A 20,770-nucleotide genomic window follows, 5' to 3' on the forward strand; every position below is an offset into this window, starting at 1 on the left:
CGGCTGTCGCGACGGTATTCCCGCCCGCGGTGCGGTGTCCGAATTGATCAGGTACGCCCGGCCGGTACAGCATCTGCGGTATGCCGTCCACACCGCTGAATCCAGCAGGCGACGTTCCGGACACCGGGATTCCCGGCTATCTCGCTGCCGACATGACCATGGCCGAGCAGCACGACTGGCATCGCGCCTACCTGCGCCGTCATCCGGTGTCGCGGCGCAATGTCCTGCGGGGCGCGGCAGCGGCCGCAGCCGTCGCCGCGGTCGGCGCCGCGCCGTTCGGCGGGCGCGCCTACGCCGAGGAGTCGCAGCTGGCGGTGGGTGGACGGCGGGTGGCCTTCGGTGCGGATGCGGCGAGCCAGTTGCGTTTCGCGGCGCAGTTGTCGCGACGCCCGGCGGGCGCGACGGTGTACCTCGACCACGGACCTACGCCGGCGCTGGGCGGGACGGTCGAGGCCGAAGTGCGCAACCTGCTCACCCAGGTACCCACAGCCGACGGCGGAGTGCTCGCTGCCGAACAGTTCTACGTCCACGCCCCGGTGGACGGGCTGCCCGGTCGCGTGCCGCACTTCTACCGATGGCGGACCTCCGAGGGATTCGTCGGCGACATCCGTGCCGCCGCGCCCGCGATGCCCACCGGACGCGCCGCGATCCTTCCGTTCCGCTTCACCATGATGGGCGACCAGGGCACCGACGAGACTCCGGCGCTGCCGGAGGGCATCGCGCCCGGTGACTACGACGACAAGTACTACAAGGCCGACAACGATCCGGCCGCGCCGCACGCGAGCAATGTGCTGCGCCAGATCGCCGCGGCCCGGCCCGATTTCCACATCCTCGCCGGCGACATCGCCTACGCCGACCCCTCCGGCGCGGGCAAACCCGGACAGTTCGTCCGGCACGGAGCGCGGCCGGCGAGCGGGTTCGACAAGTACAACCCCTACGTCTGGGACGCCTACTTCCACGCCATCGAGCCCAGCGCCGCGCAGACGCCGTGGATGTTCGCCACCGGCAATCACGACATGGAGGCGACGTACGGCGAACATGGCTACGGCGGCCATCTCGCGCGCCTGGACTTCCCCGGCAACGGTCCGGCGGGCTGCCCGGCGGCGTACTCGTTCACCTATGGCAACGTTGCGGTGCTTTCACTGGACGCCAACGACGTCTCCTACGAGATCCGCGCGAACACCGGCTATTCCGGTGGAGCGCAGACGAGTTGGGTGGAGCGCACGCTGGCCGCCTACCGCGCCGACCCCGGCATCGACTTCATCGTCTGCTTCTTCCACCACTGCGCGTATTCGACCACCGAAGCGCACGCCAGCGACGGCGGCGTGCGGGACGCGTGGGTCGGGCTGTTCGACCGCTACCACGTGGATCTGGTGCTGCAAGGCCACAATCACGTCTACGAACGCACCGATCCGATCCGCGGCGGGCAAGCGACGAAGGTCGCGGGCGACAACTCGATCGTCTATCCGGAGACCGACGGGACCGTCTACTACACCGTGGGCGGTGGCGGACGCCCGCGCTACGAATTCCAGCCCGACTCACGAGAATCGTTCCGGGGCAACGAGTTATCGGACACGACGGTGCCGAACAGCTACGTCTGGACGCCGGGCGGCGGCAAGCAGGACGAAGCCGCGCCGTGGTCGCGGGTCCGCTTCCGGAACTACTCGTTCCTGCGCGTCGACGTCCGGCCGGGCGTCTTCGCCAGCGAGATGGACGTGGTCGCGGTGGACGAGTACGGCCGCGAATTCGACCGCGTGCTCTTCCGGCGGCAGGTGCGGCCCTGAGCCGGCCTACTTCTTCTTGGGCGGGAGCGCGCGAGCGTAGGCGACGCCGCGCTCGACCCATTCCCGCAGGACTTCGTCGTCGTCGACATCGGTAACCAGCAGCCAGCCGACCATCTCGCGCCCGCCCATGACCATGGGCCGCGCGGCGTCACCGAGTAGCCGCTCACCTTCGCCGGGACCGACCCGCACCAGCAACCCACCCTGCCCGCTGGCCGCCACCGCCATATTTCCGCTGATCAGGAAGCTCAGGCCGCCGAACATCTTGCGCTCGGTGAGTTCGGGGCCGGGCGCGATCAGCTCCCGGATTCGCTCGGCCAACTCTTCGTCGTATGCCATAGCGGCATTGTCCGCCCGGAGTACGACAACGCGGTGATTTCGCGATCCCGGCCGTTCACGTGTCCTCTGTCGCACTTCTGCGAGGTCGAGACGGTCTGCACAGGCTCCCGCCCGCCGAGCGAGTAGCCATCGGTTACCGAAAACAGTTGTATGCCAGTGCATTTCGCACTGTCTCCAACGTGCTCCTCCAGGTACGTACGTACACCCCCGAGCCGTCTGGATGTCATTGACCGTTCAAGCGGATGTTTCCGTACCTGTCTGTAATACAGGGCATGAGACGCGGGTGGGAACTGTCATTACCGCTCGCGTGCAACCGGTTTCAGCATTCGCAGTCGACCGCGCCCCCGAAGACGGGACGAAGGACTCTTCCGTGCACATCTGCTCCCCAGCGGTGCGATCCCGCACTGTCAGCCGTAGCTCGTCCGAACGGCTTCCGGTCCGAGTCCCCCGCGAGTTCCGCGTAATCCGGCATATCCACGGCGGCGGGCCCGGCCTGCGGTCACTCGTCATGGCGAGTCCTTGGCGGCGAAGGGCGATCTGGTTCGGCCTGACCGCATTCGCGCTATTCGTGTTCCCCGGTTTCATCGGCGCGCTTGCCGTCGCCCAGGACGCGGCGGGCGCCACGGCGGAGACATCCGAGATCGACGGACTCAGCTGGATGAACGTTCGCGACTCGTCGGGGATCGCGCTGTCGGATTATCGCTTCGCGACCGGTGACGAAAGCCTGTTCAAGCCGCGCGCCACCATCCTGTGGGCCGTGCTGGGCTTGGAGTTCATCGGCTACATAGCCATCGTGACGACGGCGATCTGGCTGATCGGCTACGCGTTGAGCTTCCGGTGGCTGGACATGTTCAGCGCGGCGTTGCGTGGCGTGGCCGATGCTCTGGCCGATCAGATCGCGACGCCGCTCATGCTGGTCACCGCGGCGAGCATCGGTGCGTTCTTCGTCGGGTGGTTCATCGTGCGCGGCTATCACGCGAAGGCCACCATGCAGGTGGTGACGATGGTGGGCGTGGCGTTACTGGGGCCGCTGTTCCTCGCCGAGCCACTGGCGGATGTGCTGTCCTCGGACGGTTTGCTGGCCCAGGGCCGTGATCTGGGCATCTCGGTGGCGGCGGGCTTGAACGGGAACTCCGACCCGAATCCGACCCAACTGGTGGCGACGATGCAGAGCGATCTGGCCGACAACTTCGCCCGGCAGCCGCTGCAAGTGTGGAATTTCGGGCATACGGTCGACCAGCGGCCCGCCTGCCGGTCGGCATGGTCGGCCGGGGTGTCGGCCGGTGACGACGCCCGGGTGATCAGCGGCATGAAGGCATGCGGAGACGCCGCCGCGCAAGCGAAGGCCCAGAATCCGTCCATGGGGCAGGTCGCCACCGGATTCATGCTGTTGACCTGCGGCGGCATCTTGCTGATCTTCGCGATGTACCTGGGGCTCAAGGTCATCAAGGCCGCGCTGGACACGATCTACCACGGAATCATGTCGATATTCGGCTTCGCCGCGGGCGGGTTCGTGTACGGCCCCACGCAGACATTTCTGGTCCGCAATGTCGTGGACAGCTTCGTCGCCGCGGCGCGAATGACGGCGTACACCATATTTCTCGGTGTCTACATTCTTTTCATGGGAAACCTGTTCGCGCAGGCTCGCGGCCAGGTCATGGCGGTGATCGTCATCGCGGGCACCGTCGAGATCGTCGCCATATTCCAGCTCAGACGCCTCAGCAACGGCCTGACCCGCGGCAACGACTGGATCGCCAACCGATTCGGTCTCGCGATCCAGGGCAGTTCGAGCAAGGCGGCCGGCAGCAGCGGCACAGCCCTCGGCATGGGTGGTGGCGGCACTGGGAAGACCTCGCCCGGCATGGGGCTGATGAACACGCTCACCACGCTCAGCGCCATCAACACCTCGCCGGTGACGGCTTGGCTCGCCGGCGGAAGGGTCAATCCGCTGAATCCGCTGGCCGGCGCACGACGCAGGATCGAACGCTCCACCAACAGGATCTTGACCAGCCGCGAAGAGGGATACATCGAGCATCAGCTCGCCCGCACCAACTGGCGAGGTGTCGCGGTCGCCGCGGCCACGGAGGCCGGGGGCATGCACACCCAACTGGGCGTCTCTCGCGCTCTGAAAGTGCTACGCGACAACAAGGTTCCCGATTCGCGTATCCATTCCGTCCTGCTCTCCTCCGGCGCCACCAACGAGCGGGTCACGCACGCGCTGACGGCGTACTCCGTCCAGGAATCGACCGCATCGCAGAATCCGTACAGCTTCGCACCGTTGCAGAAGGCGATCGCGGCGGCATGGGCGGTGGACAATCACGTCGGCCACGAGGCACACGACGCCTTCGCCGCCCAGGCGGTCATCTCGGCGGACAGCTTCGTCCGGCACAGCAACGCACCGGCCCCCGGCGCCGCGATCGACCAGGCGTTCGTTCAGCGGGTCGAGCAGAACTGGCATTCGGACCGGGCATTGCGCGCGGCGATCACCCCGGACGAGTGGGACGGCGCGGGCCGTGACACCCGCTGGGCGATCGGCCACCGGGTCGCGACCATGCATCAGGAGGCGGCTCGGGCCTACTACGAGAACCCGACCGACATCAACCGCGAAGCCCTGATGCGCTCGGCCAGGCGGGTGGCCAACCTCGACCACCTCGATCCCGAAGGGGGGCTCGACCCCTGGAATCCGTAGCGGAGACAGGCTGCCCGGTCAGACACCCAGCGCACTGGCGAACATCGGCCACGACTCGTGCACGTCGTCCTGCCAGTACGTCCAGGCATGCGTGCCCACGGGGCGCAGATTCGCCGTGAACGGGATGCCGAGGGCATTCAAGCGGTCCAGGAACGCCCGGGTGCAGCCGTTGATCACCGTTTCCATGGCCCCGCCGACCAGCAGCCGGTCGACCAGCCGGCCGGGGTTGCCGTCGATGCCCGGATCGCTGAGCGTCTCGTGGGGTCCCGGCACGCCGGTGCCCGCCGAGATGTAGAGCGCCACACCGCGCAGCCGCTCTGTCTGCACCATCGGGTCGTGTTCGGACCAGGCCGGGTCACCAGGCGGACCCCACATATTGGCCGGGTCCGCGCCGAACACCGCCAGCTGCGCCGCGACGATCGCCTGGCCCATCGGATCGCTGACGCGTGGGCACCCGCTGTACGCGCCCACCGCCCGGTACAGGCCGGGCGCGCCGATCGCGAGGTTCAACGCGGAGGTCGCCGACATGGACAGTCCCGCGACGGCGTTGCGGCCGTTCATCCCGAACCTGGCCGCGAGTAGCGGCGGCAGTTCCCTGGTCAGGAACGTCGTCCATTTGTTCCGGCCGAGCACCGGGTCGTCGCGCGACCAATCGCTGTAGTAGCTGGCGCGCCCGCCCATGGGCACGATCACGTTGACCGGCTTGTCCGCGAAGAACGCCGCGACGTCGGTGCGCCGGGGCCACGGCCCGCCCTCCTCACCCCCGTCCACGGCGTTGAGCAGGTACAGCGCGGGTGCGCCGGAACCCGGATGCGAGACCCACAGCGTGATGGGGCGATCCATCGCTCCCGAATGGACTACGACTTCGAATTCCCGCCCGCCCAGCGAGCGCACATCGATGATGCGAGCGCCGGGAGCGGCGGCGGCTGTCGTGGGCGGGACGAAGGCGGCGCATACCGCGAGAAGTGGAACCAGGCATCGCAGGAGCCGGTACATGAATGAGTTCCTATCACGCCCGCCCAAGCCCTCGAGGCATCCATCCAGCATGTTACCGAATGCTCACGAATTCGCATTTGAAGTGGGATGAACAGCGGAGACTCGGCGATTTTCTCAAATCTAGCTATTGTTTAGCAACGACAGTTGATGTGGCCCCGGTACGGCCGTCGGCACGTCCTCGGCCGTTCGCGGTCGGTGACCTGGCGAGGGACGGCGCCGCTGCGGAGCCGGGGCGGGTGACCCGGCCCCGCGGCCGGTGGTGTCGAACCGTCAGAAGGCGGGGGTCCACTGCTCGGCCTGCGGCCGACCGGGCAGCGGCTTGCCGATGAGGGCCAGCGGGACGAAGAAGTTCACCTGGCCGATGGCCATCGCGAGCGTGGCCAGGGCTTTGTCGTCGTAGTACTCGGCCGCGCGGGCGTAGAGCTCGTCGGGCACTCGCTCGCCGAGCGGTGCGGGTTGCAGAACGGCCTCGACCAAGGCGAGCGCGGCGCGTTCTGGCTCGGTGAAATACGGGGCGTCACGCCAAGTCGCCACCGCGGCGATGCGTTCCTCGGATTCACCGGCGGTGCGCAGGTTGCCCGCGTGCAGGATGGCCAGGTAGGTGCTGCCGACGATCTGGCCGGCGCGCAGTTGGACCAGGCTGACCGTGGCCGGCGGGATCGCTCCGGTGCCGGTGGCCTTGAACAGCGCCGCGCCGACCTCTCCCAGTGCCGGGACGAGCTGCTGTGGGTTGGGCAGACGGGAGCCGCTGCGCTGCTGGGTGGTGGTGTTCGCGTTCATGGTCCGGTTTCCTTATCTCTCGGGGTGAATCTGTGGTTGGTGTGATCGGTCAGGCGTACTGGGGCCGGCGTCGGGAGCCGCCGAGTGCGCGCAGGGCGGCTGTGGTGGAGCCGCCCTGCGGCAGCCAGGCGCGCGCGGCGAAGGTGGCGACGGCGAAGAACAGCGGCATCGCCCACTTGTCCGGGCCGTCACCGGCGGCTACGTGGGACGCGGCGGCGCCGCCGTAGACGAAGACCAGTCCGGCGTAGGCCCATTCCTTGGTGCGGGGATGGCCTGGCGTGAGGATCGCCGCGAGCGCTGCGGTCTTGGCGACGCCGAGGATGGTCGCGAAGTACATGGGGTAGCCGAGGTGGTCGAACGACTCACGGACATAGGAGATCCGCGCGAGGTCCCAGTACGCGCCGACCGCGGTCTCGGCCAGCACGGCGGCCACGGGAACCCAGCGCGCGAGTTTCACGCCGCGGGTGCGGATTTTCGAGGTGGTGTGAGTGGACATGTTCGTGTCGCTCCTGATGGTCGATGGAGGGGAGTCAGGCGGCCGACGCGACGTCGGTGTCGGTCACGGCGCGGTGCAGGACGGCGGCCAGCCGTCCGTTCTCGGGTGCGTTGAACGCGAACGCCGCGCGGTGGCGGGTGTAGCCGTAGGTGAGACCGCTGTGCGGATCGGCGAATCCGTCCGAGCCCGCGGAGCCGGTGTGCCCGAAGGCGTGTACGCCGAGGAACGGATGCAGCAGGCTCTTGGCCTCGAATCCCAACGTGTAGGGTGCGCGGTTCCCGCGCACCAAGTCCGCGCCGCTGGAATGGACTGCGGAAATGGTGGCGATGGTTTCCAGGGACAACAGCGGTGGCCGTCCGTCGACGCCGGTGGTGGCCGCCGCGTACATCCGCGCCAGGCCGCGCGCACTGCCGACGCCGCCGGCCGAACCCTGCCCGAGGCGGCGCACTTTCGTGTCGTTGGGCAGCGCCATGACGTCGGCGGCGGTGAAGCCGCGCGCGTTGAGGTTGTAGGAGATCCCGGCCATACTGTGCGGGTTCGGTGAGTTCGCGGCGAAGGCCGCTTCCATCTCCGGCGTCGCCCGCCACGGCAGGATCGGCAGGTACCGGTGATCCAGTTCCTCGGGCAGACCCAGGTATACGTCCAGCCCATAGGGGGCGCGGACGCGCTGCTCGAACAGTTTCTGAATGGTGCTTCCGGTGACCGCGCGCACCACCTGACCCAGGATCGCGTACATGACGAACCCGCCGTAGCCGTGCACGGTGCGCGGCGCGAAGTAGGCCCGCTGCTCCACCAGCCGCTCGGCGATGATCTGCTCGTCAGCCAGTTCCGCGACGGTGCAACCACCGTCGACCCCGATGATCCCGGCTCGGTGCACGAGCACGTCTCGCACCGTGATGCGCTCCTTGCCCGCGGCTGCGAACCGCGGCCAATAGTGGGCGACCGGCTTGTCGACGTCGAGAGCCCCGTCCTGGATCAGCAGCGCCATCACCAGGCCCGCGGCCCCTTTGGTAGATGAGTGCAGGCCGGTGAGTGTGGTCCCGGTGACCTCCGCGCCCGCCCACAGGTCCACCACCTGGCGGCCGCGGACGAACGCGGCCAGTTGCGCGCCCGATTCCCCGTTCTCCTCGGCGACCACGGTGGCGAACTCGGCACGCACCTGTTCGTAGCCCTCGGCGACGGTGCCGTGTACTTCGATCGCGTTCACAGTGTTGTTCCCTTCGACAGTTGCCCGGCTTTGCGGATCGTGTTCCGGTGCACTGACGTACAGCGGGAACAGACTGTGACCGCAGCACGGAGAACTCCTGGTCGAAGCGCTGGCGAGCCCTTCGGCCGCGCATCTCGCCGACGGGTCGGCCAGGCCGCACGACGGACCGGCGAAGGGATAGGGTCACGTTTTCCGTCGCCGGTTCGTCATCGGTTCGGGAAGAAATCGAGGAGGATCCCGTGCACGATGAGCAGTTCCTGGCCGACCGGTTCGAAGAGCACCGCACACACCTGCGGTCGGTCGCCTACCGGATGCTCGGCTCGCTCACCGAAGCCGACGACGCGGTTCAGGAGGCATGGCTGCGCCTGGCCCGCACCGACGCCGCCGGCGTCGGCAACCTGGGCGGTTGGCTGACCACGGTCGTCGGACGGGTCTGCCTGGACATGCTGCGGGCACGCAAGAGCCGCCACGAGGAACCGTTAGAGGCCCACCACCTACCCGACCCGGTGATCACCAGCGAGACCACGCCCGGCCCGGAACAACAAGCGCTGCTCGCCGATTCGGTGGGACTGGCGCTGCTCATAGTGCTGGAATCGCTGAGCCCGGCCGAGCGACTCGCCTTCGTCCTGCACGACATGTTCGCCATGCCGTACGAACAGATCGCGCCCATCGTGGATCGCACGCCGCAAACCGCCAAGAAGCTGGCCAGCCAGGCGCGGCGCCGGGTCCGAGGCGCGACACCGGGCCCCGACCCGGACCTGTCCCGGCAACGCCGCGTCGTCGATGCCTTCCTCGCCGCCGCACGCGGTGGAGATTTCGACGAACTACTGCGAATGCTCGACCCCGACGTGGTGTTGCGCGCCGACGCCGGCGAGGCGATGCGCGTGATCCGGGGCGCGACAGCCGTCGCCGGGCAAGCCGAAACCTTCCAGCGCATGGCCACCCTCTGCACCGTCAACCCGGCGGTCGTCAACGGCGTCGCCGGACTGGTCAACACCCTCGACGGCGCCCCGTTCTCGATCATGAGCTTCACTGTCGTCGGCGGCCGTATCACCGCCATCGACATCCTCGCCGACCACGACCGACTCGCGCACCTGGACCTGACCGCAGTCCTCGGATAAGGCGAATCGGCTGTTCGATCGGTCAAGCGGCGCGCACGACCTCCGCGAACACCTCGTCCGGGTCGGACGCCTTCAAGCCGAACGTGTCGCGGATGGCCGAGTCGTCGACGGTGAAGGTCGCGTGCGACATGTGGTAGGTCTCGAACAGCTCGCCCCAGAACGGGTCGGTGATCGCCAGCAGCGCCAGCTCGCGATCGCTCATGACCGCCAGCTGCGGCTCGGGCGCACCGGCCGCCGCGGCGAATCGTCCGGCCAGCTCGCGCACGGTCGCGGTGATGGTGGGCGCGTGCCAGGCGCGCCCCCAGGCGCGTTCGTCGCGCGCGACCGCGACGGCGGCCGCCGCGGCGTCGCCGATCGCGGTGTAGGCATGGGGCAGGTCGAGCGCTTGGGGCAGCAACGCCAACCGGCCGCCGCGGATATTCGGCTCGGCCAGTATCGAGAACAGCGAGGCGGCGCCGGCGCCCACGAATTGCCCGGCCCGCACTTCGACGGCGCGCACGCGACCCGCGCGGTGGGCCCGTTCGGCCTCCTGCCACATCCGGGCACGTACGCGGCCTTTCGGTCCCGTGGCCGCCAGCGGCGACTGCTCGGTGAGCGGGCCGTCGGCGGGACCGTAGCCGTACAGGTTGCCCAACATCACGTAAGTCGCGCCGACCTGTTCCGCGGCGGCGCGAATGGACCCGAACAGCGGCGGAACGGTCTGCGGCCAAGTGTGATACGCGGGCATGGCCATGTTGAACACGGTGTCGGCTTGCTCGGCGAGTGCGGCCAGCGCGGCCGTGTCGACCGCGTCCAGCGCCACGCGCTCGATGCTCGGGTTCTCGGGGCCCGCGCCACTGCGACTGACCATGCGTACCCGGTCGCCTGACTCGGCGAGTAGCTTCGCGGTGGCCGAAGCGGTAGCTCCGCGACCGACGATGACATGCGAACGCATGCGAATTCCTCTCTACTACAACAGCATTCACACGACCAGCGCCGGAGCGCATACCGTTCGCTGATCGCGTGCTACTCAGCCTGCCGCCGCGCGGTCGGGTAGGCTACTGGCCGGATTGCCAACTATCCCAAGGATCAGGCCATGCAGACTGTCGCCGTCGTCGCGGTTCCCCCGGTCAAGGCTTTCGACCTCGCCATGCCGGAAACGGTGCTCGGCGCGGCCATGGTGGACGGCCGACCCGGCTACCGCATCGTGGTGTGCACGGCCGTGCCCGGCGTACTGCCCGCGGGCCTGGGCGGATTCGACGTGGTGGTCTCCCGCGGCCTGGAAGCGATCGAGGAAGCGGACACCGTCGTCGTGCCGAGCACCGGCAGCCGCGCCGATGCCGACGTCGCCACGCTCACCGCCCTGCGTCGCGCAGTGGCCGCGGGCAAACGCGTCACCTCGATCTGCAGCGGCGCCTTCGTCCTGGCGCAAGCCGGCCTGCTGTCCGGCCGCACCGCCACCACGCATTGGGCCTTGGCCGACGAACTGGCGGCGAACCATCCGGACGTGTCGGTCCGCAGCGACATGCTGTTCGTCGAGGACGGCCCGATCACCACCGCCGCGGGCGCGGCGGCCGGGATCGACCTGTGCCTGCACCTGATCCGCGCCGACTACGGCGCGACGGTGGCGAACGCCGCCGCCCGAGCCGCCGTCGTCACCCCGGTGCGCCCCGGCGGGCAAGCTCAGTTCGTGGACGCGCCCATACCCGCGGAGAAGGGCGTGACCCTGGCCAATACCCGCGCATGGGCGCTGCGACGACTCGACACCCCGTTGTCGCTGGACGACCTGGCCGGACACGCGCGCACCAGCGTCCGAACGCTGACTCGCCGCTTCCACGAGGAGACCGGTATGAGCCCGCAGAGATGGTTGCTGCTCCAGCGCCTGCAACGCGCCAGGGAACTGCTCGAATCCACCACGCTGCCGATGGACCAGGTGGCCAGGCACAGCGGCATCGGCTCGGCGGAGTCGTTGCGCCAGCACATGATTCGACATGTCGGAGTGCCGCCGAGCAGCTATCGCGCGTCCTTCACCCGCTCACCGGCGCACCAGAACACGAAAGAAAAATGGTCCGCTGAGTCCGACCTCCCACGAGCAACCCCTAGCAGCTGATCGGGGTCGCTTCACCCTTCAGACCTACGGCTGTGCACCTCAGGGACAGCGGGCTTCGGCAGGACGCGCGATCCCTATCAGGGCGTCCCACTCGGCGTCGGTGAGATCGGTGGCGGCATGCGCGCAAGCGGTCCGAATCAAGCCCTCCGGCGAGATGTCGCGTTCGATCAGCGTGCCATCGGCGCCCCCGGAGAATTCGGGACCGGGGCTTACCGTCACGAGACGCCGTCCATCAGGGGACAAGGCGACAGCGGATTGGACGTGCCAGACGGAATCGGGCTCTATCTCCCCCAGATTCGTGCCGTCGGCCGCGAAAAGCGTCGAGTAGCCTGCCTGGTCTGTCGCGACGACCACGGCCGCGTCCGCCGCGGCGGAAAGCTGCGAGGTCGCGCCCCGAGTGCCGCGGAAGGGAATCGTCCGCTCACGGATGGAGCCGGTCCGATCCCAGATTTCGATACTGTCCTGTCTGCGGATCAGCAGATGCGGTCCGGCGAACAGCATCGCTTGCACGTCCTTGCCCTCGAGATCGTGCGCACTCTGCCGTTCGGACGAGTCGTAGACCGAGATGTGGTCGGCATCGCGCACAGCCAGCCACTCACCGGTCGCGTCGATCACCGCTTCCTGAGCCTCGTCGGAGTCGACCGCGCCGCCTGCCAGCAGGGATTCCGTCTCGATACCGCCGGTCGCCAAATTGTGCACGTACACCCTGCCGCTGCTGTCCATCGACACCGCGGTGGGCGAAGAGGGCGATACTCCGGCCGCGCGGACGCGTAGATACGGGGGCGGAGAGGACAGGACCGCCACCTCGAACGGCGTTGACACCTCTGGCTTGCGCGCGGGTACGCGACGTTCCGCGCCGGAGACGGGATTCGCGGCGAGAGCCAGCACGGTGCCGTCCGGTCGCCACGCGGGAGTGGCGGACAGTCCTGGTATGAGGTGCTGCTGGGACGAGTCCGGTCCGAGTTGTTGAATGATCACCACGTCGCTGTTCAGCACGGCTGTATCCGGATTCTTGTGCTGACCCTCGATCACAGCGGTGCGCCCGTCCGGCGAGAGGGACAAGCTGGGCTCACAAGAGTTGCATCCTTTGACGATCGGCACGGCGATGGATTTCGCCAGGCGGTCACGCTGCTCGAGGTCCCACAGGGTGATCAGCGGCCCGGAGGCCGACACCAGCCGCGTTTCGGAAGTTCCGAGGAACCGCAGTAGCGCTCGGTCGAAATCTACGGCGGCGCCGGTGATCAGCGGCGGCGGCTCCGGAGGCTTGATGCCGGCCGTCACGTCGGCAACATAGAAGCCACGGCCGTCGCTGGGCACCGCTGCCGTGCGTCCCGTGCGGCTGAGCACGGCGGGCGACCAGCGGCTGGGCATGGCGACACCGGCGTACCCGTCCTCCGGGCGAGGAGCATCCGGGGTCGCGCGCAGCCGGAACACCGGGACCGGAAGGCCGGGCATGACTCCACACGTGAACGAGGACCCGTCGGCCGACAGTTCTCCGACCTTCTGTCCGACACCGCAAACGTAGTCCGCATCCAGGGGTGAGATGTCCGCGACAGCCCCGTCTCGCAGGGAGATCTCTCGCACGTGGCCGCCGGTGTCGAGCAGACGCAACGTCGTGTCGTCGGGAAATACCATGCTCCGCATCTCTCGGCCGGTCGGATGCGAGGAGACAACCCCTCCGGACAGCGCGTCGATGACATCGACCGCACCTTCGAAGCTCCCGGCCGCGTCGGTATGGCTCCGGTGGACCGCGCCGAACTTCCCGGACTCGGAGATCGCGACGACATCGGCGCTGCGCTGATTCGGCGCGCCGAAATCGCGTCGGCCGAAATCCCCGCGCCACAACGTGGTCGACACACCATCGGTGGCGATGACGGTCCGGCCGTCCGCGGCGACGGCCACCGACCGAATCCGGCCGGGCAAGCCCGCGACGGGAGTCGTCGCCGGATCACCGGGCGCCCACGTCACCACCTGCCCGTCGGCGAGTCCGGCGACCACGGTTCGGCCGTCGGCGCTGCTGCGCAGGACAGCGACGTCCGCGGGCGCGGCAACGTACCGGGCGACGCCTGGACTGGCCAGATTCGCCCGCAGCAGCGCGGCATGGTGGCGCGGGCTCGGGTCGAGACGGTATGCCGCGACGGCCAGCAGCAGGGCCGCGCGAACATCGGTGGTCAGTCTGGTGTCGGCGACAGAAGCCATGAGCCGGGCCGTGGCGATCCCTGCCTGCTCCTCGGCGCGATTGCTCTGCACCCAGGCAACGAACCCTGCGACCAGCGCCGAGACCAGCATCATGGCCAACGTGACGATGGCGGCCTGCGCCCAGCGCAAGTTGTGCTTGGTCTGCTGGTAGCCCTCGGACTTGACGTCCGCCTCGGAGACGCCGCGGACCACCGAGGCAATGCTCACCGCGATGGCGTCGATGTCCGGGTACGGGACTCCGTCCGCGCCCTCGCGCCACTTGATCGTCTTGTATACCGGCTCTGCGGCGTAGGCCCCGAACAGACGCGGCGGCAGCGCGGTCGAGCGGGCGCGGTCCCAGTCGCCTGCTTGCTCGTCCCACTCCAGAGAACCGGCGCTGAGAACCAGCAGGATCGTCTCGGGAGATCGATTCGCCAGCCACCACTCGATCTCCCGGTCGACCCACGCCGACCGGGCAGCCTCGGGGGACGCGATCACGACGAGCCACTTCGAACGCGACAGACCGGCGACGATCTTGCCCCACAGTTCGGGACCGATCGAGACGCCGCTGTAGTCGAGGAACACACGCATCCGCGGAAAGCGGTACCACGGTCGCGGCAGCTTCTCGATCGCGTTCTGTACCGAGGGAAGCAAGGCCCGGTCTCGGTCACCGCTGTAGGACAGGAAGGCCCCGTACCCGGTGTCCGAACGCGTCATTCGCCTTCGACGCAGCACGCTCACGAACTCGCCTCGCGCTCTACCGCGCCTGGGCGCGGCTCACCGGGAATGCGGTCGGTCGCATCCATCGACGTAGGCGCTGCACTTCCTTGCGCCCGCGCGACGGAGCATATTCCGGCTACCGTGCCCACGGCAGCTCCAGCACCCACGTTGCGGATGTCTCAGCCGACCCCCGACGCGGAATCGGTCCTTGCACGGGCATAAGGCCCCCTCCCGATTGTCGAGATTCCCGCGGCGCCGTGGCGACTATCCAACTGTCGCACCCAACTTGGTACCAGCAATGGGGGTCTCGGGCCTATCCCCCAATTGATTGGGGGGCACGCGACCACGAATTGGCAGGGTAGCGACCGAGACAGCGCCTCGGCGGCTGGGCTATCACGCTCCGAGCGACTCACCAGTGACAGCGACCTCCCGCATGCCGCCGGGCGTCACCGGTAATGATGGTGCATGGCCGAAATTCTCGTCACCGGCGGAACCGGTGCGCTCGGCAGGCTCGTGGTCGCTCGGTTGCGTGAAGCGGACCACGAGGTGCGGGTGCTTTCACGTCGCTCGGGCGCGGGCACACACATCGGGGATCTGCGCAGCGGCGCGGGCGTGGCGGAGGCTGTGGCCGGAACCGAGGTGGTCGTGCACGCGGCCTCCGATTCCCGTCGCATGGGCCGACCGGATATAGCGCAGACCGAGAATCTGCTCCGGGCCGCACGCGGGGTCCGGTACCTGCTCTACGTGTCGATCGTCGGGATCGATGACATTCCGTTCCGGTATTACCGCAACAAGGTGGCCTGCGAACGAGCGATTATCGACAGCGGTGTGCCGCACACGATCCTGCGGGCGACCCAGTTCCACGAGTTGCTCGGGGCCGTCTTGCAGACCGTCGAAGGGTGGCCCGTGGCGCCGTTGCCGTCGAGCTTCCGTTTCCAACCGGTCGCTGCCGCTGACGTGGCGGGGCGGATCGCCGAGTTGGTCGAGGGCGGTCCGCTCGGTCGTGCTCCCGACTTCGGGGGTCCGGAGGTGCTGACGATGGCGCAGCTGGCTCGGGTGTGGCGGGACGCCCGGCGGCGTCCGCGCCGGATCGTCGCGCTGCCGGTGCCCGGACGGGTCGGGCGCGCTTTCCGGGCGGGGGTGAACACCTGTCCGGATCATCCCGATGGCGAGCAGACCTGGGCGGAATTCGTCGCTTCGAATCCCACGAACGCCTACACCGCCGAGTAGGAGCATCGGCGTGGCGCATCACACCGGATGCCGACGCGACGAGAACCACCAGGCCGATCGCGACATCCACGGTCGAATCACACCAGGGTGCGACGGTCCAGCCCGCAGTGCCAGGCGCTCTCCACGATCCCGCGCACCTGCAACCCTCCGCTGAGGCACGTTTGCCCCATACGCGTACTGCTCAGTGCGCCCGCGCCCGGACCATCTCGCCCGCGGCGACCCGGTAGCGGTCGGCGATCAACCGGACCACCGCCGGGTGCACGCCGATGGGCTCGGCGACGCCGTCGGCGCCCGCCTCGCGCAGGCGCTGCTGGAACAAGCCGTGTGCGAGCAGGTAGGAGGCGACGAAGACCCGGCGCTCCCCCGCCGCGCGCAGTTCGGCGACCACGTCCGGCACGCGCGGCGCACCGGTCGCGACGTAGCCGATACGTACCGCGGAACCGAGGCGCTCGGCCAGCAGTGCGGCCGCGCGCCGGACATCCTGGCGGGCACGAGCGTCCGAAGAGCCCGCGGCGGCGAAGACCACCGCGTCACCGGGCGTCCAGCCCGCCGCGCGCAGCCGCATCGCCATGATCCGCGCCAGCGCCGGATCCGGCCCCATGGCGGGCGTGACCGCCACGGCGGGATGGGCGCTGTCGGCCACCTCGCGCGGCACATCCTGGTAGACGTGATAACCCGAGGCCAGGAACGCCGGAACCACCACGGCGGGAACGGTTTCCCCGGTCGGCGTCACCAGATCGCGCAGCACTTCCGACGGCGAAGGACCGAGCACGTCGACGAATGCCGTGCGCACCCACGGGCTCTCCCCGAGTTGCTTCGTCACGGCTTCGGCGAGCGCCGCGATCATCTGCACGCCCTTGGTGCTGCGGGTCCCGTGGGCCACCAGCACCAGGGCGGGAGCGGTCACCAGCTCCCCGCAGCCTGGATGTACCGAGGTGCCCGGGTCGGAATTCCGACGCCGGGCACTTGCGGTCCTCCTGTCGCGGTGGGCCTGGGGTTGTTGTCGGTACATTCCGCCGGGTCCAGCGCGAGCCGGTACCCGCGTTTGACCACGGTCTGAATCGCTTTCGGCGTGCCGAGTCCGGCGCGCAGACGGGCGATGGCGGTCTCCACCGCGTGCGTGTCATCCCCGCCGCCGGGCAGCGCGGCGAGCAAGTCCTCACGCGAGACGACCCGGCCGGGCTGGCGGGCCAGCGAGCGCATCAGGGCCATCGGGGCGGGCGCCAGCTGACGCACCTGACCGTCCACCACCACGCACGCGCCACGCACGCTGATGATGTGTCCCGCGGCGTGAATCCGGTTGGCGCGCCGGGGCAGTTCCTCGGCGACGTGGCGGGCCAGCGCACCCAGCCGGGCCCGGCCCGGCATCGAGGTGGGCACCCCGAGCTCCTCGAGCGGCGCCGCCGTGATCGGGCCGACGCAGGCGGGCAACACCCGACCGCGCAGCGCGTACAGCAACCCTTCCAGCAGCCCGGTTTCCTTGGCGCGCATCAGCATCGACGCCACGGCGGGCGCGCTGGTGAAGGTGACGCAGTCCATGCCGGAGGTGACGATGGCCTCGATGAGGTTGTCCATCGGCCCCTGGTCCTCCGGCGGCACCCAGCGGTACACCGGCACCGGCACGACGTCGGCGCCCGCGCAGCGCAGGACCTCGCAGAAGTCGGGCACCGGCTCCCACTCGGTGGTGGCGCCGTGCAGCTGCACCGCGATCCGGACGCCCTCCACGCCCTCACCGAGCAGGTGATCGAGCACCTCGGCGGAGGACTCGGAGGCGGGCGACCATTCCTCGCGCAGTTCCGCGGCGCGGATGGCGCCCTTGGCCTTCGGGCCGCGGGCGAGCATCCGGGTGGTCCCGAGCGTCGCGCGCAAGTCCTCGGCCAGGCCCCAGCCTTCGGCAGCCTCCATCCACCCGCGGAAGCCGATTCCCGTGGTGGCCACGGTGATCTGCGGCGGATCGGCGACCAGCTGCCTGGTCACCCGCTCCAGCTCGTTGTCGTCGGACAGGGGGATGATCCGGATGGCCGGCGCCGAGACGATGGTCGCGCCGCGCCGTTCCAGCAGCGTGGCGAACTCCTCCGCCCGTCTGGCCGCCGTGATACCCACCGTGAATCCGGCCAGGCTTTCGCCCGCGTCAACTGTTGTCATTGGCGTTCATCCATCCGAGGACGCGAGCGCGGTGGACACCGGCTCGTTGGAAATCGAAACGATGCCGTCGTCCACGCGCACCGCGTACACCGGCAGCATCGCCGATTCGTCGTCCAGGCAACGCCCGTCGACCAGGGAGAAAGCCTGCTTCAGCAGCGGCGAGGCCACGACGGGCACCCCGCCGCGATCGCCGACGATCCCGCGCGACATAACCGCCGCCCGGCCGATCGGATCGATATTGCCGACGGCATACAGCATGCCGTTCTCCAGCAGGAACAGGGCGGCCTGACGGCCGCCTTTCAGCAACACCGCAACGCCGCGGCCGGGAATCAGGTAGTCGAGACGGCATGCCTGCGTCCACCCTGTGGTGGTAGCTGCGGCGATGCCGGGGGTATCGATCACGGTCATCGGTGTCATCCTCCAAACGCCTTACTCATTGGTACCGACGTTCTGTTTCCAAGCGGTTAAGCGGTCATTTCCCCTGCGTGGCGACCGGGACTTCCGGCAGTCCGAGCAGGACGGGAACCTTCCGCTCCCCGGTTTCGTCGAAGGAAATCGTCGGATCGGCTTCCTCCGGGGCGTTGACGAACGACACGAAGCGAGACAGCTTCTCTTCGTCTTCCAGCACCGCGGCCCACTCGTCGCGGTAGCCGGCGACATGCTGGGCCATCGCCGTCTCCAGATCCTCGGCGATGCCGAGGCTGTCCTCACAGATCACCTGCTTGAGGTAATCCATGCCGCCTTCCAGCGCCTCCTGCCACGGGGCGGTGCGCTGCAAACGGTCGGCGGTGCGGATGTAGAACATCAGGTACCGATCGATGTACTTGATCAGCGTCTCGTCGTCGAGCTCACCGGCCAGCAGCACCGCGTGCTTCGGGGTGAGGCCGCCGTTGCCGCCGACGTAGAGGTTCCAGCCGTTCTCGGTGGCGATCACACCGACGTCCTTGCCGCGCGCCTCGGCGCATTCGCGGGCGCAGCCGGAGACCGCCAGCTTGAGCTTGTGCGGCGACCGCAGGCCGCGGTAGCGCTTCTCCAGCAGCACGGCCATGCCGACCGAGTCCTGCTGACCGTAGCGGCACCACGTGGAGCCGACGCAGCTCTTCACGGTGCGCAGCGACTTGCCGTACGCGTGCCCGGATTCCATGCCCGCCTCGACCAGCCGCTTCCAGATCAGCGGCAACTGCTCGACGCGCGCGCCGAACAGGTCGATGCGCTGGCCGCCGGTGACCTTCACATACAGGCCGAATTCCTTGGCCACCTCACCGATGGTGATCAGCTGCTCGGCGGTCACCTCGCCGCCGGGCATCCTGGGCACCACCGAGTAGGTGCCGTTCTTCTGCAGGTTGGCCAGGAAGTGGTCGTTGGTGTCCTGCAGCGCGGCCTGCTCGCCGTCGAGGATGTGATCGCTCGAGGTGGAGGCGAGGATGGAGGCGACGGTCGGCTTGCAGATGTCGCAACCCGCGCCCTTGCCGTACTTGGCGAGCAGGCCGGAGAAGGTGCGGATGCCGGTGACCTGGACGATCTGGAACAGCTCGGCGCGCGACTGCTCGAAGTGCTCGCACAGCGCCTTCGACATCTCCACGCCGGACTGCTCGAGCAGCTTCTTGAGCATGGGAACGCAACCGCCGCAGGAGGTTCCGGCGGAGGTGCAGCTCTTGATCGCCGGGACGTCGCAGGCGCCGTCCGCGATCGCCCCGCAGATCGCGCCCTTCGAGACGTTGTTGCACGAGCAGATCTGCGCGTCGTCGGGCAGCGCGTCGGCGCCCAGTTCCGCGCCGGCGGGCGAGATCAGCGCGGCCGGTTCGGCGGGCAGCGGACGGCCGACCAGCGGGCGCAGCGCCGAATAGGCGGTGGCGTCGCCGACCAGGATGCCGCCGAGCAGGATCTTCGCGTCATCGGAGACGACCAGCTTGGCGTAGGTGCCCTTCGCCGCGTCGTGCAGCACGACCGACAGCGCGCCCTCGGTGACGCCGTGCGCGTCGCCGAAGCTGGCCACGTCGACACCCAGCAGCTTGAGCTTGGTCGACATGTCCGCACCAGGGAACTCGCCCGCGCCGCCCACGAGGCGGTCGGCCACGATCTCGGCGGTGCTGTAGCCCGGCGCGACCAAGCCGTAGCACACGCCCTCAACGGCGGCGCATTCACCGATGGCCCAGATGTTCGGGTCGGAGGTCTGCAAGCCGAGGTCGGTGATGATGCCGCCGCGCGGGCCGACTTCCAGCCCCGCGTCGCGGGCGATCTGGTCGCGCGGGCGGACACCGGCGGAGAACACCACCAGCCCGGCCTCGATCACCGTCTCGTCGGAGAGGGTGACCTTCACGCCCGTGCCCGCCCCCTCGATCGAGGAGGTGCCGACGCCGGTGTGCACGTGCAGGCCGAGGTCGGTGACCAGCCGCTCCAGGATGGCGCCGCCGCCCTCGTCGACCTGCGCGGGCATCAGCCGGGTGTTGTACTCGACCACGTGCGGGGTCAGCCCGAGCAGACGCAGCGCGTTCGCGGCCTCCAGGCCGAGCAGTCCGCCACCGACCACCACGCCGGCCGCGCCGGGTCCGGCGGCCTCGGCGGCGGCGCGGATGCCGTCCAGGTCCTCGAGGGTGCGGTAGACGAAGCACTCCGGTCGGTCGTGACCGGGCACCGGAGGCACGAACGGGTAGGAGCCGGTGGCCAGCACGAGCGCGTCGTAGGCGAGGATGTCGCCTGCCGACGTGGTCACCTTGCGCGCCGCCCGGTCGATCGACTCGGCGCGCTGGCCCAGTCGCAGCTCGACCAGCTCGTCACCGGCGTACTCGTTGCCGGGCAGCGCGAGCGCGCTCGCGTCCCAGGCGCCGACGTAGGACGACAGGCCGACGCGGTCGTAGGCGGGCAGCTGCTCCTCGCTGAGCACGATCACCTGCCAGTGGCCTTCGGTGTCGCGCGAGCGCAGCGCCTCCACGAACCGGTGCCCGACCATGCCATGGCCGACGACCACCGCGGTCTTGCGAGCGACTGTGGGGTTCATC

At 69.0% G+C, this 20,770-nt stretch carries 16 protein-coding genes; 5 read left to right on the forward strand and 11 right to left on the reverse strand.

Annotation, left to right across the window (positions count from 1 at the left end):
• Nucleotides 1-80 precede the first annotated feature (80 nt).
• A complete protein-coding gene (locus tag GVY39_RS04850) occupies nucleotides 81-1,784 on the forward strand; it encodes a metallophosphoesterase (RefSeq protein ID WP_159920745.1) in 1,704 nt (567 codons plus the stop codon).
• A gap of 6 nt (nucleotides 1,785-1,790) precedes the next feature.
• Here GVY39_RS04850 and GVY39_RS04855 read toward each other — a convergent pair whose 3' ends face one another.
• Nucleotides 1,791-2,120 (reverse strand): TfoX/Sxy family protein, encoded by a 330-nt coding sequence (locus GVY39_RS04855; protein WP_159920743.1) that lies wholly within the window; start codon nucleotides 2,118-2,120, stop codon nucleotides 1,791-1,793.
• A 508-nt stretch (nucleotides 2,121-2,628) separates the two neighbouring features.
• Between GVY39_RS04855 and GVY39_RS04860 the strand changes: the two genes are divergently transcribed.
• Nucleotides 2,629-4,809, forward strand: coding sequence for a hypothetical protein (locus GVY39_RS04860; RefSeq protein ID WP_159920741.1), 2,181 nt, complete (start codon nucleotides 2,629-2,631; stop codon nucleotides 4,807-4,809).
• Between the two features lie 18 nt (nucleotides 4,810-4,827).
• On the opposite strand, the gene GVY39_RS04865 is transcribed toward GVY39_RS04860, so the two are convergent.
• The 4 genes from GVY39_RS04865 to GVY39_RS04880 form a co-directional block, all read right to left on the reverse strand.
• Nucleotides 4,828-5,805, reverse strand: coding sequence for an alpha/beta hydrolase family protein (locus GVY39_RS04865; RefSeq protein WP_159920739.1), 978 nt, complete (start codon nucleotides 5,803-5,805; stop codon nucleotides 4,828-4,830).
• Nucleotides 5,806-6,075: 270 nt separating this feature from the next.
• Nucleotides 6,076-6,585 carry a carboxymuconolactone decarboxylase family protein gene (locus tag GVY39_RS04870; RefSeq protein WP_159920737.1) on the reverse strand — a complete coding sequence of 170 codons (510 nt, stop codon included), beginning with the start codon at nucleotides 6,583-6,585 and terminating at the stop codon, nucleotides 6,076-6,078.
• A gap of 49 nt (nucleotides 6,586-6,634) precedes the next feature.
• Nucleotides 6,635-7,081: a DoxX family protein gene (locus GVY39_RS04875; protein WP_159920735.1), complete on the reverse strand. Its 447-nt coding sequence runs from the start codon at nucleotides 7,079-7,081 to the stop codon at nucleotides 6,635-6,637.
• Between the two features lie 34 nt (nucleotides 7,082-7,115).
• The gene (locus GVY39_RS04880; RefSeq protein WP_159920733.1) at nucleotides 7,116-8,288 is read right to left on the reverse strand and encodes a serine hydrolase; all 1,173 of its coding nucleotides are present in this window, start codon (nucleotides 8,286-8,288) and stop codon (nucleotides 7,116-7,118) included.
• A gap of 239 nt (nucleotides 8,289-8,527) precedes the next feature.
• On the opposite strand from GVY39_RS04880, the gene GVY39_RS04885 reads away from it, so the two are divergent.
• Nucleotides 8,528-9,409: a sigma-70 family RNA polymerase sigma factor gene (locus GVY39_RS04885; protein ID WP_159920731.1), complete on the forward strand. Its 882-nt coding sequence runs from the start codon at nucleotides 8,528-8,530 to the stop codon at nucleotides 9,407-9,409.
• A gap of 22 nt (nucleotides 9,410-9,431) precedes the next feature.
• Here the strand turns inward: GVY39_RS04885 and GVY39_RS04890 are convergent, their stop codons facing one another.
• Nucleotides 9,432-10,343, reverse strand: a complete 912-nt coding sequence (locus tag GVY39_RS04890) for an NAD-dependent epimerase/dehydratase family protein (protein ID WP_159920729.1) — start codon at nucleotides 10,341-10,343, stop codon at nucleotides 9,432-9,434.
• Nucleotides 10,344-10,484: 141 nt separating this feature from the next.
• On the opposite strand from GVY39_RS04890, the gene GVY39_RS04895 reads away from it, so the two are divergent.
• Nucleotides 10,485-11,498, forward strand: coding sequence for a GlxA family transcriptional regulator (locus tag GVY39_RS04895; protein WP_159920727.1), 1,014 nt, complete (start codon nucleotides 10,485-10,487; stop codon nucleotides 11,496-11,498).
• Between the two features lie 39 nt (nucleotides 11,499-11,537).
• Here GVY39_RS04895 and GVY39_RS04900 read toward each other — a convergent pair whose 3' ends face one another.
• Nucleotides 11,538-14,393, reverse strand: a complete 2,856-nt coding sequence (locus GVY39_RS04900) for a TIR domain-containing protein (protein WP_159920725.1) — start codon at nucleotides 14,391-14,393, stop codon at nucleotides 11,538-11,540.
• A 468-nt stretch (nucleotides 14,394-14,861) separates the two neighbouring features.
• Between GVY39_RS04900 and GVY39_RS04905 the strand changes: the two genes are divergently transcribed.
• A complete protein-coding gene (locus GVY39_RS04905) occupies nucleotides 14,862-15,626 on the forward strand; it encodes an SDR family oxidoreductase (protein ID WP_159920723.1) in 765 nt (254 codons plus the stop codon).
• Nucleotides 15,627-15,807: 181 nt separating this feature from the next.
• Here the strand turns inward: GVY39_RS04905 and GVY39_RS04910 are convergent, their stop codons facing one another.
• From GVY39_RS04910 to nirB, 4 genes are all read right to left on the reverse strand, one after another.
• On the reverse strand, nucleotides 15,808-16,533 hold the full coding sequence (locus tag GVY39_RS04910) for a sirohydrochlorin chelatase (protein ID WP_159920721.1): 726 nt from the start codon (nucleotides 16,531-16,533) through the stop codon (nucleotides 15,808-15,810).
• Entirely contained in the window at nucleotides 16,530-17,771 is a 1,242-nt protein-coding gene (locus GVY39_RS04915) for a uroporphyrinogen-III synthase (RefSeq protein ID WP_159920719.1), read from the reverse strand. The genes GVY39_RS04910 and GVY39_RS04915 overlap by 4 nt, the downstream gene beginning before the upstream one ends.
• Nucleotides 17,772-17,777: 6 nt before the next feature.
• Nucleotides 17,778-18,179, reverse strand: coding sequence for a nitrite reductase small subunit NirD (nirD, locus tag GVY39_RS04920; protein ID WP_159920717.1), 402 nt, complete (start codon nucleotides 18,177-18,179; stop codon nucleotides 17,778-17,780).
• Nucleotides 18,180-18,243: 64 nt separating this feature from the next.
• Nucleotides 18,244-20,769, reverse strand: a complete 2,526-nt coding sequence (gene nirB / locus GVY39_RS04925; protein WP_159920715.1) for a nitrite reductase large subunit NirB — start codon at nucleotides 20,767-20,769, stop codon at nucleotides 18,244-18,246.
• Between the last annotated feature and the right edge of the window lies 1 nt (nucleotide 20,770).

The organism is Nocardia sp. CY15 (assembly GCF_009829295.1).
Classification (GTDB): domain Bacteria; phylum Actinomycetota; class Actinomycetes; order Mycobacteriales; family Mycobacteriaceae; genus Nocardia; species Nocardia sputi.